We start from the raw sequence: 16,500 nt of genomic DNA, 5'->3' as shown, positions 1-16,500 counted from the left end.
AAATGTTTTCTATCCCTATGATACCATTTTTACTTCATCATCTAAATCATGTGGACTAAAAAAGGAAGAGAGCCCTCTTCCTTTTAATCACGATGACATATTAAGACTTTTTCAGCAGTCTCGGTTTAATGTTTTTCCTTTTCATTCGGAGTACATATCCATAATGAAAAGGAATTTTTTCTGCCTGAAACTAATTGCCCGCTTTGGGCGTATAAGTAACAGCAAAGGGGTGGAATTGAAATGAATGAATATGAAATAAAAGTATATGATGACCTGTCGGAGTGGAAGCGGAAGCTAAGGAAAGACTCCAGCCTGTTCGCGCGAGTCTCAAAGAAGGCCCAGACGAAAGTGAATCAGATGATCCCGGAAAAAGTGCACAATGTGCTGACTGAAAGCATAAAAAATATGGTGAAAGCGACACTGGCCGGATCGGATTTTATAACTAAAAAACAACAGGGTTCAGGGCTGTCCCTTGCAGAAAGGGATGCTCTTATGGTTAAAAAGACTGCTTCCTTCCGGAAAGCAGCTGCTGTTGAAGGGGCAGGGACCGGGGCCGGGGGGATTTTCCTCGGGCTGGCAGATTTTCCTTTGCTGCTTTCGATTAAAATGAAATTTTTGTTTGAGGCGGCTTCAATTTATGGGTTCAACCCCTCTGTTTACGAAGAGCGGCTGTTCATTCTCCATGTTTTTCAGCTCGCTTTTTCAAGCGATGAAAAGCGAAAGGAAACCTTTTCCATCATCGACAATTGGGAAGAAAGAAAAGCCGGTTTGGCGGAGATGGACTGGAAGGAATTTCAGCAGGAGTACAGGGACTACATTGACCTGGCAAAAATGCTCCAGCTTATGCCTGGAATAGGTGCGGTTGTGGGAGCCTATGCGAATTACAATTTACTCGACCACCTCGGAGAAACAGCAATGAATGCTTACCGGCTCCGCATACTAAAAAGCCCCCCGGCGAATGAGTAGACCGGGGGAGCTATTTGTTAATTCACTTCCAATTTTTTTGCTGCCATTTCAAAGGCGTCCTGATAGTTTAAAGCAGCCGAGCCGAGGGTTTTCGCGGCAATCAGCATGGCTTTTTCGTCAAAATCAAATTTAGGGTGGTGGTGCGGATATGCAACATCATTGCCAGGCGGTTTAGCGCCAGTGAAGAAAAAGGTTCCTTTGACATGCTGCAAATAATAGGCAAAATCCTCCCCGCCCATTTGGGGCTCGGTTTCTTCCACCTTTTCGACTTCCGGCACTTTGGCTGCGCATTGGATCAAGAAGTCGGTTTCTTCCGGGTGATTGACCACTGCCGGATATCCCCTGTCGTAAAGATAATCATATGTGCATCCAGTGGCAAGGCATGTTCCGTGAATCACTTTTTCCATCTCTTCTTCAATAAAATCCCGCGTCTGTTCGTTAAAGGTCCTTACCGTGCCGACTAAATTAGCTTTATCAGCAATCACATTAAAGGCGTTATCTGCCACAAATGAACCGACAGTCACAACGGCCGAATCAACCGGATTCACCCTGCGGCTGACTATCTGCTGGAGATTGATTACAAGCTGGGAACCTGCGACAATGGCATCCTTTGTCTTATGCGGCTGGGCCCCATGCCCGCCCTGGCCCTGGAGGGTGATCGTAAAACGGTCGGCAGCAGCCATAATTGGCCCTGTCCGGTATTGAATGGTGCCAGTGGGCTCACTTGCCCATAAGTGTGTGCCGAAAATGACATCTGTACCATCAAGGCATCCATCTTCAATCATGGAAATGGCCCCGCCTGGAGCATATTCTTCAGCGTGCTGATGGATCATTACGTATGTTCCCTGAAGATGTTCTCTAAGGTCATGCAATGCTTTTGCCAGCACCAGGAGGCCGGCTGTATGCCCGTCATGCCCACATGCGTGCATAACGCCTGGAACAAGGGACTTATATGGCACGTCCTTTTCATCCTGGATTGGCAAAGCATCAAAATCCGCCCTTAATGCCACGGTCTTTCCCGGTTTCGAACCATATACTTTGGCGACTACCCCGTTGCCGCCCACATCTCCCCTTACCTCAATGCCCAGCGTTTCATAATATGACTTGATATAGTTTGCGGTATTTACTTCCTGGAACGATAGCTCGGGATGCTGGTGAAGATGGCGCCTTATTGCCACCATCTCCTCATATGACCCTTCAAGCTTTTTAAACAGCAAATCCAACATGTGCATGTCTCCTCTGCGCCGAATTTTTTAATAATTATAACATTTTTCTTAAAAAGGTTAAGAAAAAAACGGGCTCTTTCCTGGGGAATCCCGCCGAAATGCTTTTAACAACATCATTACCTGGCCGTGCCTGTCGAGGGACAAATGGCTGCGTAAATGTTGGAAAACGAAAAGGGAAAGGCAGTGGTCTCCGCCTTTCCCTTAGTTCTCATCATTAAACACAGTATATTTAGTTACATATGAAGGCCCCGCGAAAATGGATTGTCCTGCCGATGCCTGGCCGGATCCCTGTTTTTTATGGGCATTTTCAAATGATTTGGATTTTTGCCAGTTTTCGAAAGCCGTTTCATTCTCCCATACGGTAAAAATAACATAAGTATTAGATGTGATCGGGCGGAGGACCCTGATCGCAGCGAAGCCAGGTTCATTCTCGATCTGCTTTGCGCGGTTTTTAAAACGGTATTCGAACAGCGGCCGGCCTTCGTCTGTTACAGGGATATTGTTCAGTACCGCAAACCCTGCACGGCCAAAAGATCCTGCCTGATCAAATATTTCATATTTTCTCGGCGAATTGAATATCGTCTTGCCTGTTGTTTCATGGACAAGAAGCGAAGTTTCAGCATTGCCCATTATCAGCATAGTTTCATCTGGATGCGAGTCTTTTAGTTTGCTTAAGTAATCATATGTGCCTGATGCCATATATAAATTCAAAATCTATCCACTCCATCCTGTAAATGGTTTACCCTTCCATTATACCTTTTATGATGATAGGCTGCCAAACGGTGTCCTCCAATCGGCAATTACGGCCGACTTTATCTTGTCAATTTAAGGCCCGAAAAATCGTCTATTTTTTGACAATTCCCACTCCTGCCTATGAATAAACAGGACAACACGATATATTTGTATATAGCTGAAACTAGGAGTTTTTTATTTTCTTCCTTTTATATTAAAATGTTTAAAGACGAATGAAAGGTGGACCACCATAAATGAGCAAAGCAATAAATGATACATTTTTACGGGCTGCAAGGGGGGAGCAAACAGATTATGTCCCTGTGTGGTACATGCGGCAGGCTGGCCGTTCACAGCCGGAATACAGGGCCATAAAAGAAAAATATTCCTTGTTTGAGATCACCCACCAGCCGGAATTATGCGCCTATGTTACACGTCTGCCGGTTGAGCAATATAATGTAGACGCTGCCATCCTGTATAAAGATATCATGACTCCGCTGCCAGCCATCGGTGTAGATGTCGAAATCAAATCAGGTATTGGCCCCGTCATTTCAAATCCTGTCCGTTCGATGGCTGATGTTGAAAAACTGGGGGAAATCCATCCGGAAGACGATGTTCCTTATGTACTTGACACAATTAAACTGCTTACTCAAGAACAGCTGTCTGTTCCGTTGATCGGATTTTCAGGGGCACCGTTTACACTGGCAAGCTATATGATTGAAGGCGGCCCTTCAAGAAACTATAACAATACGAAAGCATTCATGTACGCACAGCCGGAAGCATGGTTTGCTCTGATGGAAAAGCTTGGCGACATGGTGATAACCTACGTAAAATCACAAACCAAAGCAGGGGCTAGGGCAATACAGATATTTGATTCATGGGTGGGCGCTTTGAATGTCCAGGATTACCGCTATTTTATCAAACCTGTAATGAACCGCATTTTCTCATCATTAAGAGAGGAAAATGTGCCGCTTATCATGTTCGGAGTTGGCGCAAGCCACCTGGCGAAGGAATGGAACGACCTGCCGCTTGATGTTATCGGCCTGGACTGGAGGCTTCAGATCAGCGAAGCAAGGGAACTTGGCATCAATAAAACTGTACAGGGAAATCTTGATCCGGCTATTTTACTCGCCCCATGGGAAGTGGTTGAGGAGAAGGCGAAAGCGATCCTTGACCAGGGCATGGCGCAGCCAGGCTATATTTTCAACCTCGGCCATGGTGTGTTCCCGCAGGTGAATCCTGATACACTTAAGAAATTAACGACATTTATCCACGAATATTCTGCGTCAAACTTAAGCCGTTAAACTCTTTTTTCAGTCTGGGAGTATTCAATATTGGCATGTTTAATAAGTTTTTGGCAGAATAACCTAGAGATAGAGAAAAAGGGGTGTAACAAATGAGTAAAAAAAGAATGGGCTTGCTTGTTATGGCATATGGGACGCCATACAAGGAAGCAGACATAGAACGCTATTATACACATATCCGGCACGGGCGCAGGCCGACCGATGAGATGTTGGATGACCTGCGCGGCCGGTATGAGGCGATCGGCGGGCTGTCGCCGCTTGCAAAAATCACGCAGGAGCAGGCTGAAAGGCTCGCTGGACATTTAAACAAAATCCAGAATGAAATCGAGTTTAAAATGTATCTCGGTTTGAAGCATATTGAACCTTTTATAGAGGATGCAGTCCAGCAAATGCACGCAGACGGAATCGAGGAAGCAGTCAGCATCGTGCTGGCCCCGCATTTCTCTACCTTCAGCGTGAAATCTTATAACGGGCGGGCCCGTGAAGAAGCGGAAAAACTGGGAGGCCCGTCAATTGTATCTGTCGAAAGCTGGTACGATGAGCCAAAATTCATTCAATACTGGTCAGACAGGGTTAAAGAAACATTCGGGAAAATGACACCGGATGAGAAAGAAAAGGCAGTGCTGATTGTATCTGCACACAGCCTTCCGGAAAAAATACTGCAATCAGGCGATCCATATCCCGATCAGCTCCAGAAAACGGCAGAGCTGATCGCAGGACAGGCCGGGGTTCGGAATTATGAAGTAGGCTGGCAAAGCGCCGGCAACACTCCTGAACCGTGGCTCGGGCCGGACGTTCAGGATTTGACCCGTGATTTATACGAAAAAGAAGGCTATAAAACGTTTGTATATATTCCTGTCGGCTTTGTATCCGACCACCTCGAAGTCCTTTACGACAATGACTACGAATGCAAGGCAGTCACCGATGAAGTGGGGGCAAGTTATTATAGGCCTGAAATGCCGAATGCCCAGCCTGAATTTATTGATGCACTCGGAACAGTTATTTTACAGAAGCTGTCACAATCGCGATAAAAACAGTGAAAAGAAGGCGATGGACCTTGGTAGAAGAAACGCAAAAGGTTGTCATAGTCGGTGGGGGAATCACCGGCCTGACAGCTGCATATTACCTCCAAAAGCATGCCAGAGATCATCAGCTGCCGCTTGAAGTCAAACTTGTGGAAGCATCACATCGTCTCGGCGGGAAAATGCAGACCGTCGTGAAGGATGGATATGTAATCGAAAAGGGACCTGACTCTTTTCTGGAACGAAAGCAGAGCGCTTCCCGCCTTGCCAGGGAAGTGGGTCTTGGTGATAAACTTGTAAATAACGGCACAGGCAAATCCTATGTGCTGGTAAAGGAAAGGCTGCATCCGATGCCGGGTGGATCGGTCATGGGGATTCCAACCGAGATTGCCCCATTTATCACAACCGGGCTGTTTTCGCTGCCAGGCAAAATCAGGGCTGCCGCAGACTTCTTCCTGCCCCGGTCGCAGGCCGGGCAGGACCAGGCACTTGGCGAATTTTTCCGGCGCAGGCTTGGCGATGAAGTAGTTGAAAATTTGATAGAGCCTTTGCTTTCAGGAATATACGCAGGGGATATTGATAATTTAAGCCTCATGTCAACATTTCCACAGTTTTATCAGGTTGAACAAAAATACCGGAGCTTGATTCTGGGCATGAAAAAAACGACACCTGCACCAAAGAAACAGGGTGGCACAGCTAACAAGCAGAAAAAAGGAATTTTCCAAACGGTGTCTACAGGGCTGCAGTCATTTGTCGATGCGATTGAAGCTAAGCTTGAGCCCGGTTCTGTCGTAAAAGGGGTCAGGGCCGATAAAGTCAGTAAAGAAACTTCCCGGTATAAATTGCGGTTGAGCAATGGAGAGCTTTGGGACGCGGACTGTGTGCTCGTTTCAGCTCCACATGAGGCAGCCGTTAACATGTTTTCCGATTATGACGATATTTTCGACGGCTTCAAGGACATGCCGTCAACATCAGTGGCCACAGTCGCCATGGCATTCCCTGCAGAAGCGATAAAACAGGACATTGACGGCACTGGCTTTGTCGTGTCCCGCAACAGCGATTATACAATCACTGCCTGTACGTGGACACATAAAAAGTGGCCCCACTCCGCTCCAAAAGGAAAAGTGCTGCTCAGATGCTACGTCGGAAGGGCAGGGGACGAGGCAGTGGTGGACCTGTCAGACGATGAAATTGTAAAAATTGTGCTCTACGATTTAAATAATACGATGGATTTAACCTCCGAGCCGGAATTCAGTATTGTCAGCCGCTGGAAAGAAGCCATGCCCCAATATACGGTTGGCCACAAACAGCGTGTCGCTACACTGAAAAATGACCTTAAGCGCGAGCTGCCGGGAGTTTTTGTTGCAGGCAGTTCCTTTGAAGGCCTCGGCTTGCCGGACTGCATCGACCAGGGAGAGGCAGCGGTGGAAAATATCCTGGATTATTTGGCGCTGCAAACAAAACGATTAGTTCATTCCTGAAATTCAAGCACTTTTCTCAATAAAAGAAAAAGGGCCAGCCGCCTGAATTTGCGGCTGGCCTTGCAATTTTGCTTGTGAAGCGGAAGGGAAGGATATGGAATAAACGGCAAAAGCCGCAGAACCATCAATAAACACTTGCAGAGAACTTCAGTTAAAACCGCGCAGGATCCAGGCAGCTGTCACATTTATTGCCATAGCATTCGTGCTGTTCTTTAATTTGCTCCCCGCATTCAACACAATTCTTTGCTGGCAGGTTGCGGAAAAATTCAACGACATTATCGAGCATGCTGTAAAACCTCCATTATTAAAAGAATTGGATTATTCAATCAATTTCCTGTTGGATTCATTGTATTATAACAGATGTTTTAAGTCAACCATTGTTTTAATACAATTTTGTAAAAAGTGAAAAAGGGGCTAAAATGGAGTATAGTGTTATTGAAGCATTTGCATGAACAGGAGGAATCCATTTGAAATTAACAGTCGTTGGCTGCTGGGGAGGCTACCCGAAAATGAATGAAGCCAGTACTGGTTATTTGCTTGAGCATGAAAGCTTCCATTTGCTGATTGATTGCGGGAGCGGAGTGCTGTCCAGGCTTCAAAATTTCTTGCAGCCGGAAGAGCTGGATGCGGTAATACTATCGCATTACCACGCTGACCATATTGCGGATATTGGCGTGTTACAGCACGCACGCCTCACTCAAGGTTTCTTGGGCAAAAAAACACCAACATTGCCAATCTACGGCCATCCTTTGGACGAGCAGGAATTCTCAAAGCTTACATACAAAGAAATTACAGAGGGAATCGCCTATGATCCTGCAAAAATGCTTCAGGCGGGACCGTTTAACATCAGCTTTCTGCCCGCTGTCCATCCCGTACCGTGCTTTGCCATGAAAATTGAGGCAGCTGGAAAAACACTTATTTATACCGCGGACACCTCTTTTAAACCGGAATTCATTCCATTTGCAGCGGGAGCGGATGTGCTGTTGTGCGAATGTAATTTCTATGGAGGCCAGGATGGGGAAGGTGCAGGCCATATGAACAGCTTTGATGCAGGGAATCTGGCGGAAAGAGCTGGAGTGGGCCAGTTGGTGCTGACCCATTTGCCGCATTATGGAGAACTGGACCAGCTTGTCAGTGAAGCATCCCGCGAATATAAAGGACAGGTTTCTTTGGCACATGAAGGCCTTACAATCATGGTTTGAAAATATACTTGCTGTAAATGCGACAGCTGGATAAGGAGTAAGGAACATGCTGTTTATTGATAACAAAGGAATCACCGACCCCAGGATAAACCTGGCGATTGAAGAATATGCATTAAAAAGTTTGGACATAAATGAGTCCTATTTGCTGTTCTATATCAATGAACCGTCCATCATCATCGGCAAGAACCAGAATACAATCGAAGAAATCAATACCGAGTATGTCGAAAACAATGGCATCCATGTTGTCCGCAGGCTGTCAGGCGGCGGGGCGGTTTATCACGATTTAGGCAATTTGAACTTTAGTTTCATTACAAAGGATGACGGTGAAAGCTTCCATAATTTTAAAAAATTCACCGAGCCGGTGATACAGGCACTGCATAAGCTGGGTGTAGAGGCAGAGCTCAGCGGAAGAAATGACATCGTTGCAGGCGGCAGAAAAATATCGGGCAATGCACAGTTTTCAACAAGGGGACGAATGTTCAGCCATGGAACCCTCTTGTTTGATTCAGAAATCGAAAGTGTCGTGTCCGCGCTGAACGTCAAGAAAGATAAAATCGAATCAAAAGGCATTAAATCGATTCGGAGCAGGGTCGCCAATATTTCAGAATTTTTAAGTGAAAAAGTGACCATCGGTGAATTCAGGAGCCTCCTCTTAAAAAATATTTTTGCCGGATCAGAAGAGATTCCTGAATATGAACTGACAGAACAGGATTGGGAAAACATCCACCAGCTTTCCAGGGAAAGGTACCAGAACTGGGACTGGAACTATGGCAAATCGCCAAAGTTCAACCTGCAGCATTCACACCGCTTCCCTGTCGGACAAATTGACGTCAGGCTCGATGTCAACAAAGGGGTTATCGAGAACAGCAAAATTTATGGAGATTTCTTTGGGGTCGGTGATGTAGGGGATATTGAAGCAAAGCTAAAAGGCATAAAATATGAAAAATCGGAAATAGCCAATGCTTTAAAGGATATCAACATCAAGCATTATTTCGGAAATATATCACTGGATGACTTTATTAACTTGATCTATTAGCAACTTCACACGGTGTCTGCTGGCATCGTGTTTTTTTGCGGTGCCAATCAGAGGAATTTCCTTGAAAGCGATTACTTTCTTGCAATATAATATATTTAGAAAATTTTAACTACAACTAGACAACGCTTGCACATGGTTTGGTTGCAACAAGGGGTATCGGATAAGAAATTTAATCAAAGCACTAAGGGGGAAACTGATTAATGAATCTATCATCACAGCTTCACCAAACTGCCAGAAAGCTGGGCGCAAAACCAGCCTATTATTTCGAGGACCAGGTTACTACTTACGCTGAACTGGACGGGGCAGTCACTAAATTTGCTTCAGGCCTTGAAAAATTAGGGGTAAAACAAGGGGATCATATCGCACTTCTGCTGGGAAATTCCCCTCATTTTGTCATCGGGCTTTATGGGGCACTCCGTCTTGGGGCCACGGTCATTCCGGTCAATCCGATTTACACGGCGGATGAAATTGGCTATATATTGAATAATGGGGATGTAAAGGCCGTAATCGGACTTGATTTGCTCGTCCCTCTTGCAGAAAAGATGCACCACCATCTTCCAAAGGTAGAAAATTTCATCATTTGCGAGTCGGGGCAAGGCCAGACCCAACACATTACGGCACTATCGATTTACCCTAAATTGAAAACGTTTGCAGATGTTATCGCCGCAGGAGACCTGCATTTCCAGGGACCAGAGCTAAAAGAGGATGATACTGCGGTCATTCTGTACACATCGGGTACGACGGGAAGGCCAAAAGGCGCCATGCTCACCCACCGCAACCTTTACAGCAATGCCATCGATGTGAGCGACTACTTAAAAATCAACGAAGAGGACCGGGTCATCACAGCACTGCCAATGTTCCACGTCTTTTGCCTGACGGTATCACTCAATGCCCCGTTAATGAGCGGGGGCACATTGCTGATCGTTCCGAAATTCAGTCCGAAGGAAATTTTCAGGATTGCAAAAAAATATGAACCGACACTTTTTGCTGGCGTTCCAACAATGTATAACTTCCTGCTTCAGCATCCTGAAGGCGACCCGCAAGATCTCAAGTCGCTGCGTCTCTGTATATCAGGCGGTGCGTCCATGCCAGTAGCGCTGCTGAAAAATTTTGAGAAGAAATTCAATGTTGTCGTTTCAGAGGGATATGGATTATCGGAAGCGTCCCCTGTAACTTGCTTCAATCCACTGGACCGTCCCCGCAAGCCCGGATCGATTGGAACATCCATCATCCATGTGGAAAATAAAGTCGTCAATGAACTGGGGGAAGAATTGCCTCCTGGTGAAGTCGGCGAGCTTATCGTCAGGGGCCCGAATGTGATGAAGGGGTATTACAAAATGCCGGAAGAAACGGCGGCAACGATAAAGGACGGCTGGCTTTACACTGGGGATCTGGCCTCGACGGATGATGAAGGGTATTTCTATATCGTCGACCGGAAAAAGGATTTAATTATTGTAGGCGGATATAATGTTTATCCGCGTGAAGTGGAAGAAGTTCTCTATAACCATCCTGACGTTGTCGAAGTGGCCGTTCTCGGTGTTCCTGACCCGAACTTTGGCGAAGCGGTGCGAAGCTACGTAGTCAGCAAAAATCCGGAATTGACAGAGGAACAGCTCCTGGCTTATTGCAGCGAGCATCTTGCCAAATATAAAGTCCCGGCCTCAATTGAGTTCATCGACGAGCTCCCCAAAAATACGACCGGGAAGATTTTAAGAAGGGCACTGAAGGAGAAGGTTCTCCAATCTAATTAATCAACGGCAGCAGAAAGGCAGGCTTATTGCCTGCCTTTTTGTTAATAAATAAGGATTCTGGAAGGTTTGGGACAAAGGGAATGATAACGAATCCTGAAAGGGGTTTTAAGGTGAAGAACATATTATACGAAGTAAAAGGGCAGATTGGTGTGGTCACATTGAACAGGCCTGAAGCCATGAATGCCTTTAACTACGATACACTGGCAGAACTGCAGCAGACAGTTGAATTGATCAGGGTATCCCAAGAAGCCAGGGTGGTCATATTTACCGGGGCAGGAGACAAGGCTTTTAGCGTTGGTGCCGACCTCAAAGAACGGAAGAGCCTGTCGGAAGAAGAGGTAAAGCGCAATATTTATAAAATCGGCGAAGTATTTACAGCGATCGATAACCTGCCACAGCCGACAATCGCCGCGATAAACGGCTATGCATTTGGCGGCGGTATGGAACTGGCGCTGGCCTGCGACTTCAGGGTATCAGGCAGAGGGACGTTGATGGGACTGACCGAGACAGGCCTTGCCATCATTCCGGGGGCAGGAGGGACCCAGAGGCTGGCCAGGCTGATAGGCCAGGCAAGAGCGCTGGAGCTGATCCTGACAGCCCGGAAAATAACAGCTGAGGAGGCACTTGCATACCAGCTTCTGAACAAGGTCACAGAAAAAGGGGAATTAATGGAGGCATGCGCCAATCTGGCATCAGAGATGCTGAATAACGGGCCGATTGCTCTCCAGCAAGCCAAATTTGCCGTAAAACAGGGACTGAATGCGGACCTGCAGACCGGACTGCACATTGAGCGGAAGGCATATGAAATTACGATACCGACGGAAGACCGGCTGGAAGCCCTTCAAGCCTTCAGTGAAAAAAGGAAGCCTGTCTTCAAGGGAAAATGAGACACGGCAGGTGCCGTGTTTTTAATTTGTTTTTAAGGTCAAAGTAAACCATTTTGCCTGGTCATTTGTTCCATACTAAATCGCGGTGAAAAAATGAAGGTCCAATTAATGCGATAAACATGGATAATCCCAGTAACTGCACATTTAATCCCGGTAACTCAAAATATAATCCCGGTAACTTTTTTATATTCCCAGTAACTTCTGTTTTATTTTTGAATTTTAGTATATATTTTCCTTTAAAATAACAACATAGATTAAGTTTTTCATTGTCTTCGGAAAATAAAGCAGAAAACACTTGATTACTAGCTGAATAGGATATTATAATTTAGTGAATAAAAGCATAAAAGCGTTGAAGCAAAAAAGGACAAAATATGACATAAAGAATGATATGGGGGAAATAGGATGCTAAAAGGATTCAAAGCGATGGCAGCCGTTGGATTTGCCGGAGCACTTCTGTTAAGTGGATGCGGCACTGACAAGTCAGATGGTACAAGCAGCAAATCGTCAGGCGGGGAAAAAACTTTTAAAGTAGGAGTCACACAGATTGTCGAACATCCATCGTTGAATGCAGCTACTGAGGGGTTTAAGAAAGCATTGGAAGAATCAGGGCTTAAAGTTGAATTTGATGAACAGAATGCCCAGGGTGAACCAAGCAATACCCAGACGATAGGGAGCAATTTCGCTGCGGACAACGTCGATTTAATCTTCGCGAATTCAACGCCGAGTACACTCGGAGCGTTGAACGCCACCAAGGATATTCCGATCGTGTTCACATCTGTAACGGATCCACTTGGTGCTGGCCTTGTAAAGTCGATGGAAGAACCGGGGGGAAATGTGACCGGGACAACTGATACTCATCCTGATGCCATTCCAAAAATGGTTGAGTTTATTTCAAAGAATTTCGACGGCAAAAATGTCGGCGTCATCTATAATGCTGGTGAGCAAAACTCGGTCGCCCAGATTGACCTTGTAAAAAAAGCAATGAAGAATACAGACCTGAAGCTGGAAGAGGCGACAGTTGCCACGTCAGCCGACGTAAAACAGGCGGCAGAATCGCTCATCGGGAAAGCTGACTCCATTTATATCATCACTGACAATACCGTCGTGAGCGCCCTCGAATCTGTGATCCAGGTTGCAAACGATAATGATATTCCGTTGTTTGTAGGAGAATTGGATTCTGTCAAAAAAGGCGGATTCGCCGGCTACGGCTTTGATTACGGGGACATAGGCTTTGAAGCCGGCCAGATGGCTGTCCAGATTTTAAAAGGCGAGAAAAAACCGTCAGAACTGCCAGTCCAGTACCCGCAAAAACTCAAGCTATTAATTAATAAAAAAGCAGCCAAGGAAATGGATATCGAAATCAAAGACGACTGGGGCAGCAGTGCAGAATTTGTTGAATAAAAATGCAAGTCAGCGTGTTCCGGATTGTCACTCGACCGGACGCCCAACCAAAGCTGCCAAAAACAATTGGCAGTTTGCGAGAAAGGAATGTTTACCATGCCTATAGCTATTTTTAGTTCTATAGAGGCGGGCGCCCTTTACGCGCTCATGGCTTTAGGAGTTTATTTATCTTTCAGGGTGCTGGATTTTCCTGACCTGACCGTCGATGGAAGCTTCGTCACAGGCGCTTCTGTCGCCGCGGTGATGATTGTCGGCGGTGCCAGTCCAATTTTGGCTACAATTACCGCACTGGCGGCCGGTTTTTTGGCCGGCTGTGTTACCGGTCTGCTCCACACGAAAGGTAAAATAAACCCGCTTTTGTCAGGGATTTTGATGATGATTGCCCTTTATTCCATCAATCTGAGAATTATGGGCAAACCGAATGTACCCCTGCTTGCAGAAGAGACGGTCATTACAAAGATCACAGAATTCTGGAAAAACCTTGGCATTGATGACGGAATACAGAGCATGCTTGCAGGTATTGGATTGTCCGGGTTTGTACCAAAGACCTGGGCTGTTTTGATAGTGATGTTATTGCTTGCATTTGTCGTAAAATTCGCGATGGACTGGTTCCTGAAAACGGAAATCGGTCTGGCGTTGCGGGCAACGGGTGATAATGAGACGATGGTCCGAAGTTTTTCGGCTGACACCGATTTTTATAAAATCCTTGGCCTCGGCCTGTCAAATGGGCTTGTTGCTTTTTCAGGAGCGCTGATTGCCCAGTACAATGGCTCTAGCGACGTAGGCATGGGAATCGGCATGATCGTTATCGGCCTTGCGTCGGTAATTATCGGTGAGGCTATTTTTGGGTCAAAAAGTGTTGCAAGGGTAACTGCCGCTGTAATTGGCGGTGCAATCCTCTACAGGATCATTGTCACACTTGCACTGAGGGTCGAATTCCTTGAGACAGGCGACATGAAATTGATTACCGCAATTATTGTTGTTTGTGCGCTAATTTTGCCAAAAATAATCGACCGCCAAAGGGAAAAACAAAGAAAGAGAAAAAGAGCCGCATCGATTGTCCAGAAAAAATCGAAAGCGGCCGAAGGAAGGGGGCAAAGCCTTGCTGCAGTTGAATCAGATATATAAAGCCTTCAACGAAGGGACAGCGGATGAGAAGGTCGCCCTCGACCAGTTCAGCCTTGATTTAGGGCCTGGTGACTTTGTCACCGTCATCGGGAGCAATGGAGCCGGAAAATCGACATTAATGAGCGTTATTTCGGGAAAGCTGATTCCCGACCATGGCGAAGTAGTAATCGGCGGCAAGAAGGTAACAAGCTTGCCTGAACATAAACGGTCCAGACTGATTGGTCGGGTATTCCAGGATCCAATGGCAGGCACCGCTCCATTGATGACGATTGAGGAAAACCTGGCACTTGCATATTCGCGGATGAAAAACCGGGGCCTGGGCTTGGGAATCACAAAAAAACGGCGTGATTTTTTCAGGGAAAAGCTTGAATCGCTTCATCTTGGGCTTGAAAACAGGCTTCAGGCAAAGGTCGGGCTGCTTTCAGGCGGTGAAAGGCAGGCTTTGTCCCTGTTGATGGCGACGTTTACGGAGCCGAAAATCCTTCTGCTTGATGAACATACTGCTGCGCTTGACCCTTCGCGCGCGGAGCTTGTCACAGAGCTTACGAAGGAAATCGTTACCCATTACGGCCTGACAACCCTGATGGTGACCCATAACATGCAGCAGGCGCTTGATCTCGGAAACAGGCTCATCATGATGGATCAGGGCCAGATTATTTTTGAAGCAGGTTCAGATGAAAAGAAAGCCCTCAGCGTTGACAGCCTTCTTGCGGAATTCCAGCGCATCCGCGGACAGAAGATGAACAGTGACCGAGCGGTATTAATTTAAACACATGGCGTATTGTCCATGTGTTTTTTCCTGTAGATTAAGTTGTTTTATAAACTTTAAAACAAATGTATAATAACTAAATAGTTGTATTTGTTAGAATATAGTCCGCCTTAAGACCAGTCACTGGCAAAATGAGTTATATAGCAATATAGACATGCTGGCGGATGAATTTATAGACAATATATATGCTGAACTGATTTTTTTATATGAAACTCTCAAATTAATTGTGGGTTCTGCTTCGCAAGCAGGAGGGGAGCAGGTCCTTCCATGTTCGAAATTAGCCTACATATGGCGTTGTCAAGGACAAAATCAGGTCAGCAGGGCGGAGAGCTGTCTTTTACAAAGTCTCTCTCGCGAATCCTCTTAAGTTAAATACATAATTTATTTTTATGCAGACCAGGAGTAAAGAAAGGAGTTCGGGCGGTGGAAAATATCATGGCCATCAAACAGACATCAGAATTTAAAAAAGGGTTGCAGGCCGGCATCAGCATCGGCATTGGCTACCTGCCGATTGCCCTGACGTTCGGCCTTCTCGCAAAGACGACAGGGTTGACGTTAGGAGAAACTGTGCTAATGAGCCTGATGGTATTTGCAGGTGCCTCACAATACATATCATTGAGCCTGCTTGCACAGGGGATCGGGTTGTTCGAGATTGTCCTCACTACCTTTATTGTGAATATACGCCACTTCCTCATGTCTGCCTCATTAAATGAGAAGGCGGAAGAAGACAGTGCGGCTCACAAGATGCTTTATTCGTTCGGCATTACCGATGAGACTTTTTCAGTGGCGGCAACCCGGGAAGGTACGGTCTCGACAGGCTATATGCTTGGACTTATATTTATTTCGTACTCAAGCTGGGTTATCAATTCGGGAATTGGGTTTTTGATTGGAGCCGGGCTGCCCCAGACATTGCAGGAAAGCATGTCTGTCGCGCTGTATGCGATGTTTATCGGGCTTTTGGTCCCATCAATGAAGAAAAGTGTGAAGGTCGTGTTCCTGTCTGTCATTGCCGCGGCCTTTAATTCCATTTTCACACTGGCCGGCCTCATGTCTACAGGCTGGGCGATCGTTGCGGCGACACTTCTGTCGGCTGTCCTCGTGGAATGGGTTGAAACAGTCAAAAATTCAGGGAAGGTGACAAAAGCCGATGAATAGAGAAATCGTCATCATGATAATCGGAATGGCTATTGTGACCTACCTTCCGAGGATGCTTCCGTTCGTCATGTTCAGGGGCAAAGAACTTCCACCGTTCATTCAGGGCGTCCTTAAGAATGTGCCGTATGCTACGTTGGGCGCATTGATTTTTCCAGCCGTTTTGATGATTCAAAAAGGGGACATCAGCTATGGCCTCATCGGGGCTTCGGCAGCTTTTGCGGTTGCGTTTATGGGGGCCAATGTCATTGTGGTGGTTATCGGGTCTATTGCAGTATTGAGTGCATATTCTTATTTTTTCTAAAATAGTTCCGCCCCCTGTTGGGGGCTATTTTTTATTGAAGGGTCTTCATTTCTATAAAAAAGGGATGTATAAGCAAAAATAAGTAATAGTTCTAAATATTGATATTGGCATTAAAATACTTATTGAGGGGTTGTACAAAAAG

General features: G+C 46.1%; 16 protein-coding genes. 13 read left to right on the top strand and 3 right to left on the bottom strand.

The genetic code is table 11. The features are described from left to right. Positions 1–240 precede the first annotated feature (240 nt). Complete coding sequence (locus tag CVD19_RS09655; RefSeq protein WP_101581625.1) at positions 241–966, top strand: EcsC family protein; 726 nt, start codon at positions 241–243, stop codon at positions 964–966. A 17-nt stretch (positions 967–983) separates the two neighbouring features. Here the strand turns inward: CVD19_RS09655 and CVD19_RS09650 are convergent, their stop codons facing one another. Next, on the bottom strand, positions 984–2,192 hold the full coding sequence (locus tag CVD19_RS09650; protein WP_101581624.1) for a M20 family metallopeptidase: 1,209 nt from the start codon (positions 2,190–2,192) through the stop codon (positions 984–986). 201 nt (positions 2,193–2,393) lie between these two features. After that, positions 2,394–2,903, bottom strand: a complete 510-nt coding sequence (locus CVD19_RS09645) for an antibiotic biosynthesis monooxygenase family protein (protein ID WP_101581623.1) — start codon at positions 2,901–2,903, stop codon at positions 2,394–2,396. A gap of 275 nt (positions 2,904–3,178) precedes the next feature. Between CVD19_RS09645 and hemE the strand changes: the two genes are divergently transcribed. From hemE to hemY, 3 genes are all read left to right on the top strand, one after another. Beyond that, a complete protein-coding gene (hemE, locus tag CVD19_RS09640; protein WP_101581622.1) occupies positions 3,179–4,225 on the top strand; it encodes a uroporphyrinogen decarboxylase in 1,047 nt (348 codons plus the stop codon). A 92-nt stretch (positions 4,226–4,317) separates the two neighbouring features. Further along, a complete protein-coding gene (hemH, locus tag CVD19_RS09635) occupies positions 4,318–5,256 on the top strand; it encodes a ferrochelatase (RefSeq protein WP_101581621.1) in 939 nt (312 codons plus the stop codon). A gap of 26 nt (positions 5,257–5,282) precedes the next feature. Next, the gene (gene hemY / locus CVD19_RS09630) at positions 5,283–6,728 is read left to right on the top strand and encodes a protoporphyrinogen oxidase (protein ID WP_101581620.1); all 1,446 of its coding nucleotides are present in this window, start codon (positions 5,283–5,285) and stop codon (positions 6,726–6,728) included. A gap of 151 nt (positions 6,729–6,879) precedes the next feature. Here the strand turns inward: hemY and yhfH are convergent, their stop codons facing one another. Then, positions 6,880–7,014, bottom strand: coding sequence for a protein YhfH (gene yhfH / locus CVD19_RS09625; RefSeq protein WP_101581619.1), 135 nt, complete (start codon positions 7,012–7,014; stop codon positions 6,880–6,882). 181 nt (positions 7,015–7,195) lie between these two features. Here yhfH and CVD19_RS09620 point away from each other — a divergent pair, with 181 nt between their 5' ends. From CVD19_RS09620 to CVD19_RS09580, 9 genes are all read left to right on the top strand, one after another. Next, positions 7,196–7,930: an MBL fold metallo-hydrolase gene (locus CVD19_RS09620; RefSeq protein WP_101581618.1), complete on the top strand. Its 735-nt coding sequence runs from the start codon at positions 7,196–7,198 to the stop codon at positions 7,928–7,930. 46 nt (positions 7,931–7,976) lie between these two features. After that, positions 7,977–8,966, top strand: a complete 990-nt coding sequence (locus tag CVD19_RS09615) for a lipoate--protein ligase (protein ID WP_101581617.1) — start codon at positions 7,977–7,979, stop codon at positions 8,964–8,966. A gap of 200 nt (positions 8,967–9,166) precedes the next feature. Continuing rightward, positions 9,167–10,717, top strand: a complete 1,551-nt coding sequence (locus tag CVD19_RS09610; protein ID WP_101581616.1) for a fatty acid--CoA ligase family protein — start codon at positions 9,167–9,169, stop codon at positions 10,715–10,717. 110 nt (positions 10,718–10,827) lie between these two features. Further along, a complete protein-coding gene (locus tag CVD19_RS09605; RefSeq protein ID WP_101581663.1) occupies positions 10,828–11,604 on the top strand; it encodes an enoyl-CoA hydratase-related protein in 777 nt (258 codons plus the stop codon). Between the two features lie 402 nt (positions 11,605–12,006). After that, a complete protein-coding gene (locus CVD19_RS09600) occupies positions 12,007–13,005 on the top strand; it encodes an ABC transporter substrate-binding protein (protein WP_101581615.1) in 999 nt (332 codons plus the stop codon). A 96-nt stretch (positions 13,006–13,101) separates the two neighbouring features. Next, positions 13,102–14,133 carry an ABC transporter permease gene (locus CVD19_RS09595; RefSeq protein ID WP_101581614.1) on the top strand — a complete coding sequence of 344 codons (1,032 nt, stop codon included), beginning with the start codon at positions 13,102–13,104 and terminating at the stop codon, positions 14,131–14,133. Continuing rightward, positions 14,108–14,902: an ABC transporter ATP-binding protein gene (locus CVD19_RS09590; RefSeq protein ID WP_101581613.1), complete on the top strand. Its 795-nt coding sequence runs from the start codon at positions 14,108–14,110 to the stop codon at positions 14,900–14,902. Before CVD19_RS09595 ends, CVD19_RS09590 begins: the two co-directional genes overlap by 26 nt. 435 nt (positions 14,903–15,337) lie before the next feature. Next, the gene (locus CVD19_RS09585) at positions 15,338–16,057 is read left to right on the top strand and encodes an AzlC family ABC transporter permease (RefSeq protein ID WP_101581662.1); all 720 of its coding nucleotides are present in this window, start codon (positions 15,338–15,340) and stop codon (positions 16,055–16,057) included. Next, on the top strand, positions 16,050–16,358 hold the full coding sequence (locus CVD19_RS09580) for an AzlD domain-containing protein (protein ID WP_101581612.1): 309 nt from the start codon (positions 16,050–16,052) through the stop codon (positions 16,356–16,358). The genes CVD19_RS09585 and CVD19_RS09580 overlap by 8 nt, the downstream gene beginning before the upstream one ends. Positions 16,359–16,500: the final 142 nt, after the last annotated feature.

The organism is Bacillus sp. T33-2 (assembly GCF_002860205.1).
Lineage (GTDB): Bacteria > Bacillota > Bacilli > Bacillales > Cytobacillaceae > T33-2.
Note: the sequence above shows the minus strand (reverse complement) of the source record. Positions and strands in the feature narration are given on the sequence as shown.

Excerpts from the sequence above, each read along its gene's own strand:
- CVD19_RS09655 (WP_101581625.1), top strand. The coding sequence starts at position 241 with ATGAATGAATATGAAATAAAAGTATATGATGACCTGTCGGAGTGGAAG.
- CVD19_RS09650 (WP_101581624.1), bottom strand. The coding sequence starts at position 2,192 with ATGTTGGATTTGCTGTTTAAAAAGCTTGAAGGGTCATATGAGGAGATG.
- hemE (WP_101581622.1), top strand. The coding sequence starts at position 3,179 with ATGAGCAAAGCAATAAATGATACATTTTTACGGGCTGCAAGGGGGGAG.
- hemH (WP_101581621.1), top strand. The coding sequence starts at position 4,318 with ATGAGTAAAAAAAGAATGGGCTTGCTTGTTATGGCATATGGGACGCCA.
- yhfH (WP_101581619.1), bottom strand. The coding sequence starts at position 7,014 with ATGCTCGATAATGTCGTTGAATTTTTCCGCAACCTGCCAGCAAAGAAT.
- CVD19_RS09615 (WP_101581617.1), top strand. The coding sequence starts at position 7,977 with ATGCTGTTTATTGATAACAAAGGAATCACCGACCCCAGGATAAACCTG.
- CVD19_RS09610 (WP_101581616.1), top strand. The coding sequence starts at position 9,167 with ATGAATCTATCATCACAGCTTCACCAAACTGCCAGAAAGCTGGGCGCA.
- CVD19_RS09600 (WP_101581615.1), top strand. The coding sequence starts at position 12,007 with ATGCTAAAAGGATTCAAAGCGATGGCAGCCGTTGGATTTGCCGGAGCA.
- CVD19_RS09595 (WP_101581614.1), top strand. The coding sequence starts at position 13,102 with ATGCCTATAGCTATTTTTAGTTCTATAGAGGCGGGCGCCCTTTACGCG.
- CVD19_RS09585 (WP_101581662.1), top strand. The coding sequence starts at position 15,338 with ATGGCCATCAAACAGACATCAGAATTTAAAAAAGGGTTGCAGGCCGGC.
- CVD19_RS09580 (WP_101581612.1), top strand. The coding sequence starts at position 16,050 with ATGAATAGAGAAATCGTCATCATGATAATCGGAATGGCTATTGTGACC.